The 19,245-nt window shown below is 39.2% G+C and carries 20 protein-coding genes; 13 read left to right on the top strand and 7 right to left on the bottom strand.

Annotated elements, in window-relative coordinates:
- Positions 1-194: 194 nt before the first annotated feature.
- The gene (gmhB, locus tag DS885_RS09805) at positions 195-746 is read right to left on the bottom strand and encodes a D-glycero-beta-D-manno-heptose 1,7-bisphosphate 7-phosphatase (RefSeq protein WP_113819250.1); all 552 of its coding nucleotides are present in this window, start codon (positions 744-746) and stop codon (positions 195-197) included.
- Between the two features lie 84 nt (positions 747-830).
- Between gmhB and rcsF the strand changes: the two genes are divergently transcribed.
- Both rcsF and tsaA read left to right on the top strand, forming a co-directional pair.
- Complete coding sequence (rcsF, locus tag DS885_RS09800) at positions 831-1,211, top strand: Rcs stress response system protein RcsF (RefSeq protein WP_113819249.1); 381 nt, start codon at positions 831-833, stop codon at positions 1,209-1,211.
- Positions 1,186-1,929, top strand: coding sequence for a tRNA (N6-threonylcarbamoyladenosine(37)-N6)-methyltransferase TrmO (gene tsaA / locus DS885_RS09795; RefSeq protein WP_258546889.1), 744 nt, complete (start codon positions 1,186-1,188; stop codon positions 1,927-1,929). The genes rcsF and tsaA overlap by 26 nt, the downstream gene beginning before the upstream one ends.
- Positions 1,930-1,941: 12 nt before the next feature.
- On the opposite strand, the gene DS885_RS09790 is transcribed toward tsaA, so the two are convergent.
- Positions 1,942-2,490: a rhomboid family intramembrane serine protease gene (locus tag DS885_RS09790; protein WP_113819247.1), complete on the bottom strand. Its 549-nt coding sequence runs from the start codon at positions 2,488-2,490 to the stop codon at positions 1,942-1,944.
- A gap of 164 nt (positions 2,491-2,654) precedes the next feature.
- Here DS885_RS09790 and DS885_RS09785 point away from each other — a divergent pair, with 164 nt between their 5' ends.
- The 3 genes from DS885_RS09785 (at position 2,655) to DS885_RS09775 (ending at position 6,306) form a co-directional block, all read left to right on the top strand.
- Positions 2,655-4,370 carry a proline--tRNA ligase gene (locus DS885_RS09785; protein ID WP_113819246.1) on the top strand — a complete coding sequence of 572 codons (1,716 nt, stop codon included), beginning with the start codon at positions 2,655-2,657 and terminating at the stop codon, positions 4,368-4,370.
- Positions 4,371-4,508: 138 nt separating this feature from the next.
- Positions 4,509-5,507 (top strand): alpha/beta fold hydrolase, encoded by a 999-nt coding sequence (locus tag DS885_RS09780; RefSeq protein WP_113819245.1) that lies wholly within the window; start codon positions 4,509-4,511, stop codon positions 5,505-5,507.
- 1 nt (position 5,508) lies between these two features.
- Positions 5,509-6,306: a Cof-type HAD-IIB family hydrolase gene (locus DS885_RS09775; RefSeq protein WP_113819244.1), complete on the top strand. Its 798-nt coding sequence runs from the start codon at positions 5,509-5,511 to the stop codon at positions 6,304-6,306.
- Positions 6,307-6,407: 101 nt separating this feature from the next.
- On the opposite strand, the gene yaaA is transcribed toward DS885_RS09775, so the two are convergent.
- The 3 genes from yaaA to DS885_RS09760 all read right to left on the bottom strand — a co-directional run bounded on the left by yaaA (position 6,408) and on the right by DS885_RS09760 (position 9,404).
- Positions 6,408-7,184, bottom strand: coding sequence for a peroxide stress protein YaaA (yaaA, locus tag DS885_RS09770; RefSeq protein WP_113819243.1), 777 nt, complete (start codon positions 7,182-7,184; stop codon positions 6,408-6,410).
- A gap of 66 nt (positions 7,185-7,250) precedes the next feature.
- Positions 7,251-8,360, bottom strand: a complete 1,110-nt coding sequence (locus tag DS885_RS09765) for a PilT/PilU family type 4a pilus ATPase (RefSeq protein ID WP_113819242.1) — start codon at positions 8,358-8,360, stop codon at positions 7,251-7,253.
- A 9-nt stretch (positions 8,361-8,369) separates the two neighbouring features.
- The gene (locus DS885_RS09760) at positions 8,370-9,404 is read right to left on the bottom strand and encodes a type IV pilus twitching motility protein PilT (protein ID WP_113819241.1); all 1,035 of its coding nucleotides are present in this window, start codon (positions 9,402-9,404) and stop codon (positions 8,370-8,372) included.
- 20 nt (positions 9,405-9,424) lie between these two features.
- On the opposite strand from DS885_RS09760, the gene DS885_RS09755 reads away from it, so the two are divergent.
- The 7 genes from DS885_RS09755 to DS885_RS09725 all read left to right on the top strand — a co-directional run bounded on the left by DS885_RS09755 (position 9,425) and on the right by DS885_RS09725 (position 14,619).
- The gene (locus DS885_RS09755) at positions 9,425-10,117 is read left to right on the top strand and encodes a YggS family pyridoxal phosphate-dependent enzyme (protein ID WP_113819240.1); all 693 of its coding nucleotides are present in this window, start codon (positions 9,425-9,427) and stop codon (positions 10,115-10,117) included.
- Between the two features lie 24 nt (positions 10,118-10,141).
- Positions 10,142-10,966: a pyrroline-5-carboxylate reductase gene (gene proC, locus DS885_RS09750; protein WP_113819239.1), complete on the top strand. Its 825-nt coding sequence runs from the start codon at positions 10,142-10,144 to the stop codon at positions 10,964-10,966.
- Between the two features lie 37 nt (positions 10,967-11,003).
- Positions 11,004-11,549: a YggT family protein gene (locus DS885_RS09745; protein ID WP_113819238.1), complete on the top strand. Its 546-nt coding sequence runs from the start codon at positions 11,004-11,006 to the stop codon at positions 11,547-11,549.
- Between the two features lie 165 nt (positions 11,550-11,714).
- The gene (locus DS885_RS09740) at positions 11,715-12,326 is read left to right on the top strand and encodes an XTP/dITP diphosphatase (protein ID WP_113819237.1); all 612 of its coding nucleotides are present in this window, start codon (positions 11,715-11,717) and stop codon (positions 12,324-12,326) included.
- Positions 12,327-12,393: 67 nt separating this feature from the next.
- Positions 12,394-13,536: a radical SAM family heme chaperone HemW gene (gene hemW / locus DS885_RS09735; RefSeq protein WP_113819236.1), complete on the top strand. Its 1,143-nt coding sequence runs from the start codon at positions 12,394-12,396 to the stop codon at positions 13,534-13,536.
- Positions 13,537-13,552: 16 nt separating this feature from the next.
- Entirely contained in the window at positions 13,553-14,305 is a 753-nt protein-coding gene (locus tag DS885_RS09730; RefSeq protein ID WP_113819235.1) for an AzlC family ABC transporter permease, read from the top strand.
- Positions 14,302-14,619 carry an AzlD domain-containing protein gene (locus DS885_RS09725; RefSeq protein ID WP_113819234.1) on the top strand — a complete coding sequence of 106 codons (318 nt, stop codon included), beginning with the start codon at positions 14,302-14,304 and terminating at the stop codon, positions 14,617-14,619. Before DS885_RS09730 ends, DS885_RS09725 begins: the two co-directional genes overlap by 4 nt.
- Positions 14,620-14,719: 100 nt before the next feature.
- Here DS885_RS09725 and recA read toward each other — a convergent pair whose 3' ends face one another.
- The gene (gene recA / locus DS885_RS09720; RefSeq protein ID WP_113819233.1) at positions 14,720-15,769 is read right to left on the bottom strand and encodes a recombinase RecA; all 1,050 of its coding nucleotides are present in this window, start codon (positions 15,767-15,769) and stop codon (positions 14,720-14,722) included.
- A 90-nt stretch (positions 15,770-15,859) separates the two neighbouring features.
- Complete coding sequence (locus DS885_RS09715; RefSeq protein WP_113819232.1) at positions 15,860-16,372, bottom strand: CinA family protein; 513 nt, start codon at positions 16,370-16,372, stop codon at positions 15,860-15,862.
- Positions 16,373-16,417: 45 nt separating this feature from the next.
- Between DS885_RS09715 and mutS the strand changes: the two genes are divergently transcribed.
- Positions 16,418-19,009 (top strand): DNA mismatch repair protein MutS, encoded by a 2,592-nt coding sequence (gene mutS / locus DS885_RS09710; RefSeq protein WP_113819231.1) that lies wholly within the window; start codon positions 16,418-16,420, stop codon positions 19,007-19,009.
- Positions 19,010-19,245: the final 236 nt, after the last annotated feature.

Here is a 19,245-nt window from a genome sequence, read left to right as displayed (position 1 = left end):
TCGAAGCGTTTACTGCGTTTGTTTTGCTCTCAAACTCGCTGGGTAACTTGCGTTCCGTCCCGTGTCTGTGGGTGCGCATTATAGGGATTATGATCTCATTGGCAAGCGTTTTATTGCGATTATTTGCAATTAATTTTTATACTGATCTTGGGCACAAGTTACACACAAAAATGTGCAACTTATCCACAGAGTTATTAAATACTTTCAACAACAGCCGTTAAATCATCAAAAATGCCTGTTGCTAACCTTTCACCTTCTTCTGTTATTGCTTTACCAGTACGTACTAGGTAATTAATTTTCACTCCCGCTGCAATACCTGCTTGGATATCAGAAACCTTATCACCCACTAAAATTGAATTTTCAACATCTATGTTTAAATCATCAATGGCGTTATTTAACATACCTGGTTTTGGTTTACGACATTCACAATCTATTTTGAATTCACCAACACCTGCTTCATTATGATGTGGGCAATAATAGATGCCATCTAAATCCACACCACGATCAGCCATCGACCAATCCATCCATTCCGTTAATGTATGAAATTGCTCTTCCGAGAAGTAACCGCGTGCAATACCAGATTGGTTGGTAACAAGAACTAATAGGTAACCTTTTTTCTTTAATGCAATACATGCTTCTATGGCACCTTCTAGAAATTCAAAGTCATCAATCTCTGATACATAGCCATTATCTTTGTTAATAACACCATCTCTATCTAAAAATACTGCAGGTTTTGACTTACTCATTTTCACTTCTCTATTTCAGGACTATTTAATGATGTTATTATGCCACTCATTATTATTCCCTACTATTAATAAAGAGTAACCACCATGAATAGACTGCTTGTACTTACTTTACTTATCTTGATTGCGGGATGTAGTGATTATCAACTGCACTCTAATGTTGATAAAGAAAATTTCGAAACCTACTTCAAACCTTCTAAAGTGACTGTATATGATAAGCAGCAATTATTAGACCTTGAATATACTGTATTAGGTGCGGTTGAAGGGAGTAGTTGCCAGATTGATGAAATAGACTTGCCAGCAAGTGAAGCAGAGGCGCGCACCGAAGCACGTATCAATGCTGCTGATATGAATGCAAATGGTGTTGTTTTCCAATCTTGTATCAATTTTGAGCGTGATGAGAGTTGCGTGAGCAATGTGATTTGTTACGGTAGAGCATTAGATGTTGCAGAGCCAATCGATGGTTAATGCGCAACATACTATTATAGGTACCGTACATTCTCCTTATAAAGAAAAGTTTGCGGTACCAAGACAACCAGGTTTAGTGCCTAGTGCAACAGCGGAATTAGAGATCTTACCTCCATTTAATGACATTAATGCATTTAATGGCTTAGATGAATTTAGTCATTTATGGCTTATCTTCACCTTTCATAAAAACCTTAGTCCTGACTCCGAACCTACAAACTCATGGAGCCCTACGGTAAGACCACCGCGTTTAGGGGGTAATAAGCGTGTTGGTGTGTTTGCCACGCGTAGTCCTAATCGCCCTAATCCGATAGGTTTATCATTAGTGAAGTTTCATGGTGTCATTCAACGTGATGGTAAGTTGTTTCTTTCCTTAAGTAATATAGACCTTGTTGATGGAACTCCGATTATCGATATCAAACCCTACTTACCTTATGCAGATGCCAATCCTGATGCACAAGCCGGTTTTGCACAAACAGCACCTGACTCACCTTTAGCTATTCACTTTAGTGAGCAGTCTCTATCTCAGTTAGCTGAACTACCTGCTGAATACCAAACGCTACAACAGTTCATTATAGAAATATTACAGCAAGACCCAAGGCCTGCTTACAAAAAAGCAAAAGTAGATACTAAGGTTTATGCCATGCATCTATCGGATTTTAATATTAAGTGGCAATGTAAGCTTGATGCTATCCATGTATTGTCTATTGAGGGAGTCTAAGCTCCCTAGTCTTTATGTCGTTTTAGTCTTAGATAACAGATACCCTACCACTGCACCTGATAGGGCACCAAACAGATGACTTTCATAGGAGATATTCGGTGAACTTGGTAAGACACCGAATACTAACCCACCATAAATAATTAAGACTATGATAGAAATTAACATATCGCGAAAGTGGCGCTGTTTGATCCCGTATACGATTAAATATCCCCACATCGCATAAACTACTCCACTCATACCAATATGAATACTTGCCGCACGACCAAATAACCAAACTAAACTGCCTGTCATCAAGATTGATAATACAAACACTAACCAGAAACGTTTTAAGCTATGTAAACCAATCAAGCAGGAGAAAATAACAAAAGGGAAAAAGTTACTCACTAGATGTGCCCAATCACCATGTAAAAAGGGAGAGAAAATAATGCCAGTTAAATGACTTAATTCCCTTGGGGCAATACCGAAACGATTGATTTGAAAAACTGTGTTTAATATTAACAATACAGCACAACAAAACATGATCAGTAAGCTGTGTTTTACGGGTCTAAAGTAGCTTTGCATATTAACTCCTTTGGCTAGAGTTATAAAACTAACCAAATTTTATAAAAAAACACAATATTATTTACTTAAATCAACTAACAATGCTTTAGTCCACAGCAATCGACTGCTAAAATCAGCCAACTTAATATTCGTTATACGATAGATAACTATCAACAAGGATCACCATGCGCACTACCAATTATTTATTATCCACTCAAAAAGAAGCACCAAGTGATGCAGTAATTGCCAGCCACCAGCTGATGTTACGCGCAGGGATGATTCGAAAACTAGCCTCAGGTTTATACACTTGGTTACCCACGGGTTTACGTGTATTACGTAAAGTAGAGCGTATTGTACGTGAAGAGATGGAACGAGCGGGATCTGTTGAAATTTCAATGCCTGTTGTACAGCCTGCTGACCTATGGCAAGAGTCTGGCCGTTGGGATAAATTCGGCGGTGAATTATTACGTATTAAAGATCGCCACAACCGAGACTTTGTTTTAGGCCCAACTCACGAAGAAGTGATCACTGAATTAGTACGTAAGGAAGTAAATAGCTACAAGCAATTACCACTTAACTTATTCCAAATTCAAACTAAATTCCGCGATGAAACACGCCCTCGCTTTGGTGTAATGCGTACTCGTGAATTTATTATGAAGGATGCTTACACTTTCCACCTAGACCAAGAGTGTTTAGAAAAAACATATCAAACTATGTTTGATGCTTACTGCCGCATCTTTGATCGTTTAGGATTAGAGTACCGAGCAGTAATTGCAGACACAGGTAGTATCGGTGGTAGTGCATCACATGAATTCCATGTATTAGCACAAAGTGGCGAAGATGCGATTGTTTTCTCTGATCAAAGTGACTACGCAGCAAATATTGAAAAAGCAGAAGCACTTAGCCCACAAGTTGAACTTGCACCTGCAACAGCTGAAATGGAATTAGTAGATACTCCTAATGCTAAAACAATTGCAGAGCTTGTTTCTGAACACAATATTGCCATTGAAAAAACCGTTAAGACGCTCATTGTTAAAGCTTCAGAAGAAAGTGAATCAGATTTGGTTGCATTAATTATTCGTGGAGACCATGAACTAAATGAGATCAAAGCAGAAAACCTTGCAGAAGTCGCTTCACCATTAACCTTTGCCCATGAGTCTGAAATCCGTGATTTAGTTAAAGCGGGTCCTGGTTCTTTAGGTCCTGTATCACTACCTATGCCATTTATTGTAGACCGCAGTGTGGCGGTAATGAGTGATTTCTCTGCTGGCGCTAACCTTGATAACAAACACTACTTCAATATTAATTGGAATCGTGATGTAGCATTAGGTCAAGTGGCTGATTTACGTAATGTGATTGAAGGTGACCTAAGCCCATGTGGTCAAGGTACCTTATCTATTGCCCGTGGTATTGAAGTGGGTCATATCTTCCAGTTAGGTGATACTTATGCGCAAGCAATGAATGCGGCAGTATTAAACCAACAGGGTAAAAATCAAGTAATGACCATGGGTTGTTACGGTGTTGGTATTTCACGTATTGTTGCGGCAGCCATTGAACAGAACAATGATAAAAACGGTATCATCTGGAATGATGTTATCGCACCTTTCACTGTTGTGATCGTGCCAATGAACATGAAAAAATCACATCGCGTTGCAGACTTAGCAGAGCAATACTACGCAGAATTACAAGCAGCTGGTATTGAAGTACTATTAGATGACCGTAAAGAGCGCCCAGGTATCATGTTTGCTGATGCGGAATTAATTGGTATTCCACACACATTAGTGATTGGTGACCGTAGTATTGATAACGGTGTTATCGAATATAAAAACCGTGCGTCTGGTGAGAAAGAAGAAGTTAAGATTGAAGAAGCGATTGCCTTTATTAAAGCAAAATTAGCTTAATCATCACTCACTCTCTCCAGTAACCATTAATAACCACGCTAATCTGCGTGGTTTTTAATTTCCCCCCTATCAGTTCCGTTTTAATTTTTCCTCTATATACTGATAAACTTATTGAAAAATAAGTAGAGTGCACTGCGAATGTTAGACAATAAATATCAACTCAATACTGAAGATTTATTAGACGATGATTTTTCACCTGCTATTCATGCCTTTTGGCAGCAGCATGCCACAGTGCATCTATTTGATAGTGAGCATGATGGCAAGATTCATACTGTACATATTAAAACCGGTAACACTCAAGCTATTGTTATTTGCCAAGGTCGTAATGAATCTGTTTTTAAATACAAAGAGTTGGCTTTTGACTTAAACAAACAAGGTTACGATATTTTTTTAATCGACCATCGCGGCCAAGGTTTATCAAGTCGATTAGGTGGTGACCTACACAGAGGCCACGTGCATGAGTTTGAACACTATGTAGCGGATTTACGCTATTTTGTTAACTCATTATCATTGCAACAACATTATCCATCATGCTTTTTACTCGCGCACTCTATGGGATCTGCAATTAGTGCTCTGTATTTACAAGAGCAAGATCATCCTTTTAACAAAGTAGTTTTTTGTAGCCCAATGTTTTCTATCAATACTGGTAATATTCCCGTATGGGCCGCTAAAATAATCAGCTTTGTTTGTGATGCAACCTATAGCTTGTTTAATGAATTAGCCTGTTATGCACCTAAGGTCGGGGAATATCAAAAAGGCATATTTACTGATAATGCATTAACATCAAGCGAAAAACGTTTTAACGCCATATTTAATATATTTGAACAAGTAATAGAAACTCAATTAGGTGGCCCAACCATGCGCTGGGTGAACAGAAGTTTATACGCGACTGAAAAAGCAGTAAAAAATGCTCAAAAAATCGATATCCCCGTATTATTGATTCAAGCAGGTGCGGACAGTATTGTAACTGAAAAAGGACAACAACGATTTATCGTTAACCGAGATAAACAGCAACAGAGTCAACTGTTTCGTATAGACAACGCCAAACATGAAATATTATTGGAACAAGACCAATATAGAATACCCGCAATTAATCAAATATTAGATTTTTTCAATCCGCTCAACAAGGTAAGTTAACATGTATCAAATAGCTATTTCAGATCTGGACGGAACATTACTTGGTCCAGACCACCAAGTATCAAATGAAACAAAAGCAGTGGTTAAGCAATGGAAGCAAAGTGGTAAAAAGTTTGTGATTGCAACGGGCCGTCACTATATTGAAGCGAAACAAATCCAAGATACCTTAGGTGAGCCAATTCCACTAATCACCTCTAATGGCGCTCGTGTGCATGACCAAGATGGTAATATCGTCTTACAACAAAACTTACCTCAGGATATCGCAACTGCCATCTGTGAGATGGATTTTGACCCAGCAGTACAAGTTAACCTATTTACTGACCAACAATGGTATGCAAACTTCTCTCTGCAGGCATTAATGGGCATGAGTATTGATAGCAACTTTATGTGTAAAGAAGTCGACTTAAAGACCCTTGATCAATCGAACACCATTAAAATATTCTTTTGGGGAGAAAGAGACAAACTCAACCAAATTTATAATCGATTAAATGATGCTTTTTCAGATAGAGTGAACCTCACCTTCTCGCTTGATAAATGTTTAGAAGTGATGGAAGCGAAAACCAATAAAGGGATGGCTGTTGACGCTGTTTTAAACTCAATGGGCTTTACTGCAGAACAAGGAATCGCCTTTGGTGATGGGATGAACGATGTGGAGATGCTACGAAAAATTGGAACGCCAATATTAATGGCTAATTCACAAAAAGATCTATTAAACTCACTGCCTAATGCAGAAGTGACTAAGTCTTCTAAAGAGCATGGTGTTGCTGTGAAACTAGCAGCTATTCTCGGGCAAGCTTAAACTACCTCGCCACAAAACCTAAAGTTAACACAATAAAAAAGCCGATTTACTGAGGTGCTCTCAATAAATCGGCTTTTATTAATCATAAGATAATAAATTGATTATTGCTCTTCGCGTTGGAAGACCAGATCTGTTTCGCTTGAAGCAGCTTCCACGAAGTAATACCCCGCTTCAGTAAATGCTTTTAGCTGTTCAATATCAGTAACTTCATTTTCCATGATGTAACGCGCCATTAAACCACGGGCTTTTTTAGCGTAGAAACTAATCACCTTATATTGGCCATTCTTTTGATCTTTAAAAATCGGCGTAATTACTTTCGCTTTTAAGGCTTTAGGTTTTACCGCTTTAAAATATTCGTTTGATGCTAAGTTAATAAGGTACTGTGAATCCTGTGTAGCTAACTGTTTATTTAATTCATCAGTGATCAAGTCACCCCAGAATTGATACAGGTTAGTACCACGTTCGTTATCTAAACGCGTCCCCATTTCAAGACGGTACGCTAACATTAAATCTAATGGGCGTAATAGACCGTATAAACCAGACAAAATACGCAGATTTTTTTGTGCATATTGTAATGTGCTTTCGCTTAATGTTTCCGCTTCAAGACCTGTGTAAACATCACCTTTAAATGCAAATAAACATTGCTTAGCATCATTATCTAATGAAAAAGGTGTTTTCCATTCTGCAAAGCGAGCCACATTTAAGCCTGCGATTTTATCGCTAACTTTCATTAGTGACGCAACATCTTGCATCGACAGTTCTTGGCAACGATTAATTAATCGCTGACTTTCCGACAATAAGCTAGCTTCTGTGAATTCAGAAGTGGTTGCCGGTGTTTCAAAATCTAAGGTTTTAGCTGGAGAAATAACAACTATCATATTTTTTCCTAATCTTTAAAAATAAGGCAATACTCCTCAGCCCTATTTAACTTTCATTCACAGACATCAGTCGATAGTAAACTCATTTAAGCTATCCGAAGCGAGTTTAGAGCTTGAGCCCACTTTTAATTTAATCATTAAGCGGAGATCATTGGCTGAATCTGCATGTGCTAGTGCTTCACTATAACTAATTTTTGAGTCCGAATATAATTTAAATAACGCTTGATCTAAAGTTTGCATTCCCGCTTGTTTAGATGACTTCATAATATCTTTTAACAGGTGGCGTTCACCCTTTCGAATTGCATTAGATAATGCAGGCGAATTCACCATCACCTCAAAAGCAGCCACACTACCTTGTTCATCTAATGTTGGGATAAGACGTTGTGCAACAATCGCTTTTAAGTTAACTGCAAGCTCGTTTAAAAACTGGTTATGACGCTCTTCAGGCATATAATGTAACATCTGTTCCAAGGCTTTCTCAGCGCTGTTAGCATTAATTGTCGCCATGCTTAAATAACCCGTTTGTGCATGACTGATAGCATGAGACATACTCACTGGACTGCGGATTTCACCTTGTACAATGACATCAGGCGCTTGGCGAGTTGCATTACGTAACGCTTCTTCAATTGAGTCAGTATCTAACCCAACTTCACGCTGGGTTACTACTGAACGTGCGTGCTCATGTACAAATTCAATGGGATCTTCAATGGTTAAAATATGCCCGGATGCATGTTGGTTACGAAACCCTACCATAGCGGCCAGCGTTGTTGACTTACCTGAGCCAGTCGGTCCAACAAACAAGACTAAACCGGACTTAGCCATACAGATTTCTTTTAGTTGATCTGGTAAGTACAACTCATCACTGGTAGGAATTCTGTCATTGATTCTGCGTACCACCATACCTGGGCTACTTTTTTGCATAAAAGCACTGATCCGAAAACGCCCTAAGCCTTCAATATGAATTGCAAAATTTGCTTCTTTTTGGCTTTTGAATTGGGCGAAGTCGTGTTCATCCATAGTAAGTGCTAATAAATTATAAATATCTTCGGGAGCCATCTTATCATCGGACAAAGAAGATAAACGCCCATTGAGTTTTACTGTAGGCGGCAAGCCAGCCGAAATGTATAAGTCTGAGGCTTTTAACTGATCTAAAGAACCTAATAATTTATCTAGCATACCTACTCCTTAAAATGTTTTAGGGTCCATCGCTTTTGAAGCAGCATCTTCATAAGCTACAAAACCTTGAGCAACCAAATCTCGTAAACATTGATCTAATGTCTGCATTCCGTGGACTTTACCGGTTTGTATAACCGAGTACATTTGCGCCACTTTATCTTCACGAATTAAGTTTCGAATAGCAGGAATACCTATCATGATTTCATGAGCCGCAATACGACCACCGCCATTTTTCTTAAGTAGGGTTTGTGAAATAACCGCACGTAATGACTCTGATAACATTGAACGAACCATGGCTTTTTCAGCGGCTGGGAATACATCAACAATACGGTTAATGGTTTTTGCAGCAGAGGTTGTATGTAGAGTACCAAATACTAAATGGCCTGTTTCAGCAGCAGTTAATGCTAAACGAATCGTTTCTAAGTCTCGCATTTCACCAATCAAAATAACATCTGGATCTTCACGTAAGGCACTACGTAATGCCATTTCAAAGTTTAATGTATCTTTGTGTACTTCACGTTGGTTAATTAGCGATTTTTTCGCTGTGTGCACAAACTCAATCGGGTCTTCTATCGTTAATATATGCTCATTACGAGAATCATTAATATAATCAACCATTGCAGCTAATGTCGTTGATTTACCAGAACCCGTAGGCCCTGTCACCAATACGAGACCACGCGGGTAATCTGAAATATCTTTAAAAATAGAAGGCGCGCCTAATGCTTCTAGGGTTAACACTTCACTTGGAATGGTACGAAATACTGCAGCAGAACCACGGTTTTGATTAAATACATTCACACGGAATCGAGCAAGGTCTTTAATTTCAAAAGAGAAATCCGTTTCTAACAACTCTTCAAAATCTTTACGTTGTTGGTCACTCATAATGTCATAAATTAAATTATGCACCTCTTTGTGCTCTAAGGCAGGCATGTTTATTTTACGTACTTCCCCATCCACACGAATCATTGGAGGAACACCTGCAGAAAGGTGTAGATCTGATGCTTTATGCTTTACACTAAAGGCTAATAATTCCGTTATATCCATAATTTAAAAATCCTAATAATATGACTAATATACCTAACAATATCGTAGCTGTTGAACAAAAAATAGCCCAAGCTAGTATAAATGCACAACGCCAAGACAAAGTGCGGTTATTAGCTGTGAGTAAAACCAAACCGGTTTCCTCAATTAAACAGGCTTTCTTACAGGGTTTATCTCACTTTGGAGAAAACTATGTACAAGAAAGCGTAGAGAAAATTCAACAAATAAAAATAGATCCAGAGTTTGATAGACCCATTCACTGGTATTTTATTGGTCCATTACAATCGAATAAAACCCGCCCTGTTGCAGAGCATTTTGATTGGGTACAAAGTGTGGACCGTTTAAAGATAGCACAACGTTTAAGTCAACAACGCCCAGATGATATGCCAGACCTTAATATTTGCTTGCAAGTTAATATTAGCGGAGAACAGAGCAAATCGGGTACTACTTTATCGCAAGTATTAGAATTGGCAGCACAAATTCAAGATCTGCCGCGTATAAAACTTCGTGGTATCATGGCGATTCCGCAGAAAAGTGACGACCCAAAAATAGTCGAGGAACAATTTTTAGCATTGCATGAAATTTATCAAACCCTACAACAGCAATATCAAGATATCGATACACTGTCGATGGGAATGAGTGGCGATTTAGAAAGTGCAATTAAATGCGGCAGTACCATGGTACGCATTGGCACCGACATTTTTGGCGCACGATAAAACGTTAATAAAAGGAAAAACATAATGCAAGATAAGAAAATCACCTTTATTGGTGCAGGCAACATGGCTGGCAGTATCATTAATGGTTTAGTAAAAGGTGGCTACCCAGCCAACTTGATTTGCGCATCAGCACCTAGTTTAACCAATACTCAACAACTAGCGGACGACCTAGCAATTACAGCAAGCCAAGATAATAACCAATCTGCAACTTGGGCAGATGTGATTGTATTAGGCGTTAAACCACAAATGATGGCCGATGTGTGCCAAGCATTGGTAGATGGTGGCGTTGATTTTTCTAATAAATTAGTGATTTCAATTGCAGCCGGTGTTTCTGTAACACGTTTCCAATCAGTATTGGGCGAAAATACGGCCGTGATTCGTACTATGCCAAACACCCCTTCTTTATTACAAAAAGGCATGACAGGTTTATTTGCATCACAACAAGTGTCAGCACAAGACAAAGATTTTGCTAGTGAACTCATGAGCGCAGTAGGTGAAATTGTATGGGTTGAAGATGAAGCACAAATTAATGGTGTGATCGCAGCAGCTGGTTCAGCACCCGCTTATTTTTTCCTATTTATGGAATCAATGCAGAAAAAAGCGATGGAGATGGGCTTCAGTAAAGAAGATGCACGTTTACTGGTACAACAATCTGCCATTGGTAGTGCTGAAATGGTAAAACAAAATGCACACCTAGACCTTGAAACTCTTCGTAATAACGTTATATCTAAAGGAGGTACAACTGCAGAAGCTATTCGTACCTTCAACGAGCTAGACCTACCAGAAATCGTAGGTAAAGCGATGCAAGCTGCATCAGATCGCGGCGCAGAAATGGAAAAACTATTTTAACCCATTGCTATAAACATTCTATAAAAGGTAGAAATAAATGAATGCAGTTAACTTTTTAATCGATACCGTTTTTGACCTGTATCTAATGGTGGTTTTATTACGTGTTTGGTTACAACTAGCAAGAGCAGATTTTTATAATCCATTCAGCCAGTTTATTGTAAAAGCAACACAACCTGTTGTTGCGCCTCTACGTCGTATTATCCCACCTATTGGCGGATTAGATACCGCGACGGTATTATTTGCATTTGTTGTTGCAGTTGCAAAAATTTTGGTACTAAGTGCCGTACTAAACTATGGGATTAACTTACCTATCGTATTAGCTTCTGGTTTATTTATCTTAGTCACTGCGATCTTTAAACTGCTATTCTGGGTATTAGTAATACGTGCAATCTTAAGTTGGGTTAGCCAAGGTCAACACCCTGTTGAAGCTGTCATGATCCAATTAACTGAACCATTGCTTCGTCCTATTCGTCGTATCATTCCACCACTAGGTGGTTTTGATTTATCGATGTTAGTGGTATTACTTGGCTTACAATTTGTAGAAAAATTAGTGACGGACTTACTGGCACAAATACTCGGTTAATCACCTTCTGAATGACCGTAATATAAGGTATGGCGAAATATCCTCGCCATACCTACATCTCTTCATAACTTTCCTTCACCTCCGCTAACAAAACAGTATAATCCCCCAATAACAGCAAAAAATAATCACACGCTTTATTTTCAATGATAAATGTTAGGAAATACGATGAAACAAAAATGGGTACTGGCCACGGGCAATCAAGGCAAAGTAAAAGAGATGAGCGAATTACTGAATAGTTTTTCTATTGAAGTTTTACCGCAAAGCCAATTTAATGTGCCAGATGTACCAGAAACAGGTACAACTTTTGTTGAGAATGCGATTATTAAAGCACGCCATGCATCTAAGCTGACAGGATTACCAGCCATTGCCGATGATTCTGGTTTAGAAGTCGATTTCTTAAATGGTCAACCGGGGATCTACTCTGCACGTTATGCTGGAGAAGGTGCAACAGACAGAGATAACATCGATAAGTTACTGTCAAAGTTGGTGGGTATTAACCCAGAACAACGTAAAGCACGTTTTCAATGTGTACTGGTTTATCTTCGCCATGAGCTAGATCCAACGCCTATTATTTGCCAAGGCACGTGGGAAGGTAGCATTACAGAAGCAGTATTAGGTGAGCAAGGTTTTGGTTACGACCCAATATTTTGGGTTGAAAGCGAACAATCAACCTCTGCACAACTCACTAAACAACGTAAAAGTGAATTAAGTCATCGCGGTAAAGCATTAACTCAATTAGTGAGTTTACTAAAAGAGCAGTTATCAGCTAACGCGTAAACGCAACTTTCGCTATACAGATATTTTAAAGCGACTTTTATAGTCGCTTTTTAGATTGGAAAAATTAATGTTACAACTTCCCCCGCTCAGTTTATATGTTCATATCCCTTGGTGTATTGAAAAGTGCCCCTATTGTGATTTTAATTCTCACAAACTAAAGGGAGAGATACCTGAACAAGAATACTTAAATGCATTAATAGATGACTTAAAACAAGACTTACGTTTTGTGCAAGGACGTCAGCTATTTAGTATTTTTATTGGTGGTGGTACACCGAGCTTAATTTCAGCTCCAGGTATTAAATGGCTATTGGAAAATATTCAAGGATTAATTCCTTTCCAAGAGGGAATTGAAATCACCCTAGAAGCAAACCCAGGTGCGATTGAAAATCAAAAAATCGCTGACTTTAAAAGCGCGGGTATCAATCGTTTCTCATTTGGAGTACAAAGCTTCCAACAGGATAAGCTCACTAAGTTAGGGCGAATTCATGGTGTGGAAGAAGCAAAAACAGCTGCCAGACAAGCACACCATGTGGGCATGAAAACCTTCAATCTAGACTTAATGCATGGGTTGCCAAACCAAAGTTTAGATGATGCAATGAGCGATTTAAACACTGCTATCGAACTTAACCCAACGCACCTGTCTTGGTATCAATTAACCATTGAACCAAATACTCAATACTTCTCTCATCCTCCTAAATTACCCGATGATGAAGTACTTTGGAGCATTCAAGAAGCAGGATTAAAATTATTAGCTGAGCATGGATATCAACAATATGAAATATCTGGTTATAGCCGACCAGGTTGGCAGTGTCAGCATAATTTAAACTATTGGCGTTTTGGTGATTACCTTGGCATTGGCTGTGGCGCACACGGTAAGTTGTCATTGCCTCTTGAAAATAAAATAGTACGTACCACTAAAATCAAGCACCCTAAAGGTTACTTAGAGCCAAGTCGGCCGTTTATGGATGATTGCATTAATGTAAACCCAGATGACTTAGTATTTGAATATATGATGAATCGCCTTCGCCTAATGGAAAGTTTTAATTTTTCTGAATTTGAAGATTACACAGGCTTGAACCGTTCAGCATTAAATCCAGCATTACAACAAGCAGAGCAAAAGGGATTAATAAGTGTCACGGCTGAAACTGCTCAGGTCACTGAATTAGGTCATCGTTATTTGAATGAATTATTAACTATGTTTATGGATTAATAGCAGGTATTTAAGTATGCAAACAAGCAGTCGGGCAACTACAGTCAAAAAAGCGGAATTTATCGGCGGCGTAAAAGCTGCGATCCCTTTAATTGTGGGCGGTATTCCTTTTGGTATTTTATTTGGCACTTTAGCACCAAGCAGTGGATTATCGGTGTGGGCAACCATGGCGATGTCGTTAATTGTATTTGCTGGTTCAGCTCAGTTTATTGTGTTGGCACTGATTGCAGTTCAAGCACCTTTGGAAGTCATTCTATTGACCACTTTTGTGGTCAATTTACGTCATTTATTATATGCAACGGCATTAGTGCCTCATATTAGTAACTTGTCATTTCCATTACGTAGTTTGTTAGCCTTTGGTTTAACTGATGAAACCTTCGCTAATATGAGCCAACGCTACCAACCTAGCTCTCCCTTAGGTGATGACCATCAGTTTGCGCATTTTTTCTATCTTGGCTCTATGTTTAGTTTTTATGTGAGCTGGTCATCCGCTACTGCAATTGGCTTAATATTAGGTAATGTTATCCCAGATATGACCAGCTGGGGATTAGAGTTTGCTATGTCAGTGACTTTCATTGGTATGGTTGTTCCTTACCTCAACACTAAAGCCATGTTCAGTGCTATGCTCAGTGCCGCTATCGCCTCTTTATACTTTGCATATTTACCTAATAAATTAGGGCTTATTGTGAGTGCATTAATTGGCGTTGCAGTAGGATTAACTGTGGTGTATTTTCAAAAATCCCCGCTTTCTCAGGAGAAACAAGTATGAGTGAAGTTTGGTTAATCCTAGGGATGTTTGTTATCACCTTTGGCATTCGATTTGTTATGTTCGCCTTTGCTGGGAAAATTAACTTTCCAATCTGGATGCAGCAGTCCTTAAAGTTTGTGCCACCAGCGGTATTAACGGCCATTATTGTTCCGGCGGTAGTGATGCCAATGGGTGAGATCGATTTCAGTTGGCACAATGTGTATCTGCTCGCGGCGATATTTAGCGTAGTGATTAGTGTGGTCACTAAAAGCCTGCTTAAAACGATCTTCTTTGGTATGTTGCTATTTCTATTACTGAAATTTTTGATGGGCTAATAGCAATTATATTAAGCACCAATTAAGCACCAATAAAAAAGCCGATGTGGTTAAACATCGGCTTTTTCATTTAAGGCTAACGGATAGCTTGAGTGATAGCTTACTCAGGTGCTGGACCGTCTTGCTCTTCAGTTTCTGGTGTTAATACTGGTTTAGCCAGTAAAATCTCACGTAACTTGCCATTTAGCTCTTCAGCTACCGCTGGGTTTTCTTGTAAGAACTTACAAGCATTAGTCTTACCTTGACCAATTTTGCTACCGTTGTAAGCGTACCAAGAACCTGATTTTTCAACTAACTCTTGCTTAACACCTAGGTCGATTAATTCACCTAAGTTGTTAATACCTTGACCGTATAGGATTTGGAATTCAGCTTGTTTAAATGGTGGAGATACTTTGTTCTTAACCACTTTAACACGTGTTTCATTACCAGTAATTTCATCACCGTTTTTAACGGCACCGATACGGCGGATATCTAAACGTACTGACGCATAGAATTTAAGTGCATTACCACCTGTTGTTGTTTCTGGGTTACCAAACATAACGCCAATCTTCATACGAATTTGGTTAATGAAGATACACATAGTGTTAGTTTGTTTAATGTTACCCGTTAGTTTACGTAATGCTTGTGACATTAGACGAGCTTGAAGACCCATGTGTGAATCGCCCATATCACCTTCAATTTCAGCTTTTGGTGTTAATGCAGCAACCGAATCGACAATGACAACACCCACTGCGCCAGAACGAACTAGCATGTCACAGATTTCTAATGCTTGCTCACCCGTATCAGGCTGAGAAATAAGTAACTCATCAACATTTACGCCTAATTTTCTTGCGTAAGATGGGTCAAGCGCATGCTCTGCATCGATAAATGCACAGGTTTTACCCTGTTTTTGTGCTTCAGCAATCACTTGTAATGTCAGCGTTGTTTTACCTGAACTTTCTGGCCCGTAGATTTCAACAATACGACCGTAAGGCAAACCGCCTATTCCCAACGCAACATCTAATCCTAATGAACCCGTTGACACTGATTCTATTTCCATCATTGCTGCGGCACCGTCTCCAAGACGCATGATTGAACCTTTACCAAATTGCTTCTCAATTTGGCCTAACGCCGCGGCTAATGCTTTATCTTTATTTGCGTCTTGACTCATTATTCTCTCCAGTGGTTTTGATTTTTTACTGTATATGCAATCAGTATACTGCCCATTTATACAGTATCAAGTTTTTTATTAAAAATATCGCTATATTTGTGCTGATCCTAGCGCATCTGCGTTCTCTATTAAACCTAATAACGCTAAACGAATGGCCTGTGTTCTTACTTCTGAGCGGTTACCAACAAACAGGTAACTTTCTGTCTTATGACCGCTATGTGCGTTATACCAAGCAATGCATACTGTGCCAACGGGTTTTTCTTCACTGCCACCTTCAGGACCAGCGATGCCACTAATAGCCACAGCAATATCCGCATCTGAGTTTTTTACTGCGCCAATGGCCATTGCATTCACCACCTCTTTAGAGACGGCGCCAAATGTATTAATCAATTCAGGGTCAACGTCTAGCATCTGAGTTTTTGCTCCATTACTGTAGGTAACAAAACTACGATCAAACCACAGTGAACTTCCAGAAATTTCCGTAATAGCGTATGCTACACCACCACCGGTACAGGATTCTGCGGTTGTCGCGACTAAGCCAGCATTAGTTAATTTTTCACCTAATGCGAGCGCTAATTCTTTAACGGTTTTTTCAGTTAGCATAATTTTCCGCCTTTTTTAGAAATAGTTATTTTAAGTGTATTCATTATGAAGCCAACAGCACAAGAATTAAAACAGCATACTCCCATGATGCAACAATTTTTAACCTTAAAAAGTGAGGTACCAGACACCTTACTATTTTATCGTATGGGCGACTTCTACGAATTATTTTTTGAAGATGCACGTAAAGCATCACAATTATTAGGTATATCGCTAACCCAACGTGGCAAAACTGGCGGTAATGCAATCCCTATGGCAGGTGTTCCTTACCATAGCGTAGAGGGATATTTAGCGAGATTAATTAATCTAGGTGAATCCATTGCTATTTGTGAGCAAGTTGGCGATCCGGCGACGAGTAAAGGTCCAGTTGAACGTAAAATAGTACGTATTATCACACCAGGGACGATCACCGATGAAGCCTTGTTAGATGATAAGCAAGATAACTTACTGTGTTCTGTGTATCAACAAGGTGATAACTTCGGTATCGCATCACTTGATATTGGTAGTGGGCGTTTTATTGTTAATGAATTTGCTAAAGCAGAAGCCTTGCAGGCAGAAATACAACGTTTAAATCCTGCAGAGTTACTTTACCCAGATAACTTTGAATCGATCGAACTTATTGAACATCTACCTACCATTCGCCGACGCCCTGAATGGGAATTTGAATTTGGTACCTGTAAGAACCTATTAACCCAACAATTAGGGACACAGGACTTAGTGGGTTTTGGTATTGAGCAATCACACTTTGCTATTTGTGCTGCTGGCGCAGTATTACAATATTTAAAAGATACACAACGTACCGCATTAACGCATATTCAATCAGTCACATTAGAGCAAAGCACTGACACAGTTATTTTAGATGCCGCAACACGCCGTAACTTAGAATTGACCTTTAACCTCTCAGGCGGAACCGATAATACCCTAGCACAAGTCCTTGATACCACTGTGACACCTATGGGTAGCCGTTTATTAAAACGTTGGATCCACCAGCCTGTACGTAACTTAACCGTGTTGAATTATCGTCAAACCATGATCCAAACATTAATGGATTTTGATTTAACTGATGCACTGTCTATTCCATTAAAACAGATTGGCGATATTGAACGAGTGATTGCTCGCTTAGCACTTCGCTCTGCTCGTCCTCGTGATTTAACACGTTTACGTTGTGCTTTCTCTTTACTGCCTGAATTACAACATTTGATTGCAGAGTTACCAAAAGAGTTAGTCGCTACCTTAAGTGAAGAGATGGGCAATTACCCTGAACTATTAAATTTACTAGAAACAGCGGTGATCGATAACCCGCCTGTATTAATCCGTGATGGTGGCGTAATTAAAGAAGGGTATAACGAAGAGCTAGATCATTGGCGTAATTTATCAAAAGGAGCAACGGATTACTTAGAAGCGCTTGAACAGCGTGAACGTGAAAGTACCGGCATTAGTACCTTAAAAGTAGGTTATAACCGAGTACACGGTTACTTTATTGAAATTGGACGTAGTCAGTCAGACAAAGTACCCGAGCATTATGTACGTCGCCAAACCCTAAAAGGCGCTGAACGATACATTATTGCTGAGTTAAAAGAGCATGAAGAGAAAGTCCTCTCTAGCCAAGGGAAAGCATTAGCATTAGAAAAGAAACTGTATGAACAACTTATTGATCTATTGTTACCACATTTAAGAAGCTTACAATTTACTGCCAAAGCGTTAGCGGAATTAGATGTACTTAATACCTTAACTGAACGAGCATTAACCTTAAACTACGTTCGTCCTGTTTTACAGAAAGAAAATGGCATTAACATTCAAGAAGGTCGTCACCCGGTCGTTGAACAAGTGAGTAAAACACCGTTTATTGCTAACCCTGTTAATTTACATAATGACAGACGTATGTTGATCATTACCGGCCCGAATATGGGGGGTAAATCGACCTATATGCGTCAGGTTGCCTTAATGGTACTGATGGCACATATTGGTAGTTTTATTCCAGCAGAAAGTGCAACCATTGGTCCAATTGATCGCATCTTTACGCGTATTGGTGCATCCGATGATTTAGCCAGCGGACGATCTACTTTTATGGTTGAGATGACGGAAACGGCTAATATTTTGCATAATGCAACGCCTAATTCATTAGTGTTAATGGATGAGATTGGTCGTGGTACGAGTACCTTTGATGGTTTATCACTGGCCTGGGCTTGTGCTGAACAGTTGGCTGAGAAAATACAAGCCTATACGCTATTTGCGACACACTACTTCGAATTAACCCGTTTACCAGAAACTATTCCTGAACTGGTGAATGTGCACCTTGATGCTGTAGAGCATGGTGACAGCATCGCTTTTTTACATGCATTACAAGAAGGTGCGGCGAATAAGAGTTATGGTCTACAGGTAGCTGCTTTAGCTGGGGTTCCTAAAAATGTATTAGAGAATGCCAAAATAAAGCTGCAGCAACTAGAATCCAACTCTATACAAACAGAGGCAACAACAAACAACATAGAGCAGCCCGTAATGATACAACAACAGGCAAGTTTAGCCTTAGAAGCGCCAGAGCCTCACCATGCTGTTGCGCTACTGCAAGATATAGACCCTGATGAATTAACGCCTAAGCAAGCATTAGCCATGTTATACCAATTAAAAGAGCAGCTATAAGGCTTTATTAGAACAAAAAATACATGGCAATATTACTGTCATAAAACTTTGTTTAAATAGTTTCTATTGAACTAGGTGCTCTTACTCAGTCCTCAATCTGCATATAATCTAAAAGCGACTCAATGAGTCGCTTTTTTGTACTTGTGACACTCCCCCACTATACTTTTAAAAGCGCTAATATTTTGTTGCCACACTCATCTCTTACTTAACGACCTATTTAATACCAATCATAGTAA

The organism is Psychromonas sp. B3M02, assembly GCF_003318165.1.
Taxonomy (GTDB): domain Bacteria; phylum Pseudomonadota; class Gammaproteobacteria; order Enterobacterales; family Psychromonadaceae; genus Psychromonas.
Note: the sequence above shows the minus strand (reverse complement) of the source record. Positions and strands in the feature narration are given on the sequence as shown.